This window comes from Belliella alkalica (assembly GCF_022549785.1).
GTDB lineage: Bacteria > Bacteroidota > Bacteroidia > Cytophagales > Cyclobacteriaceae > Belliella > Belliella alkalica.
Map to the genome: position 1 here is coordinate 1 of NZ_JAKZGO010000081.1, position 711 is coordinate 711.

Consider the following 711-nt stretch of genomic DNA (forward strand, 5'->3'; position numbering starts at 1 on the left):
CTAGTCTCTCTAACCACTACCTGACCCGGTGCCAATGTTCCAACATTCTCTTCAAAGCCTGTCAATGGATCTGTGATCACAACATTTCCTATCGTCACATTACCTGTATTCGTTGCCGTCAACGTGTAGGTGATCACTTCGCCTGCCTGCGTCACAGTGGATCCGTTGTCGGATTTGCTGATGCTCAAGCCTGCATTGTTGTCTATAGGTGTCTCAATCTCCGTCTCGCCCTCWGGATCTTCTCCTYCTGGGTTTGGATTCTCTCCTTTTACAAAGGCTGTGTTCAACACTGAACCAGAATCTACATCTGACTGCGTAACCGTGTAGCTGGTCTCTCTAACCACTACCTGACCCGGTGCCAAAGATCCGACATTCTCTTCAAAGCCTGTCAATGGATCTGTGATCACAACATTTCCTATCGTCACATTACCTGTATTCGTTGCCGTCAATGTGTAGGTGATAACTTCGCCTGCCTGCGTTACAGTGGATCCGTTGTCGGATTTGCTGATGCTCAAGCCTGCATTGTTGTCTATAGGTGTCTCAATCTCTGTCTCGCCCTCCGGATCTTCTCCTTCTGGGTTTGGATTCTCTCCTTTTACAAAGGCTGTGTTCAACACTGAACCAGAATCTACATCTGACTGCGTAACCGTATAGCTAGTCTCTCTAACCACTACCTGACCCGGTGCCAATGTCCCGACATTCTCTTCAAAG

General features: G+C 48.1%; 1 protein-coding gene. It reads right to left on the reverse strand.

From position 1 onward, the window contains the following. A partial coding sequence (locus MM213_RS20745; protein WP_241414788.1) for a CLIPPER-2 domain-containing protein occupies window positions 1–711 on the reverse strand: 711 nt, incomplete at both ends.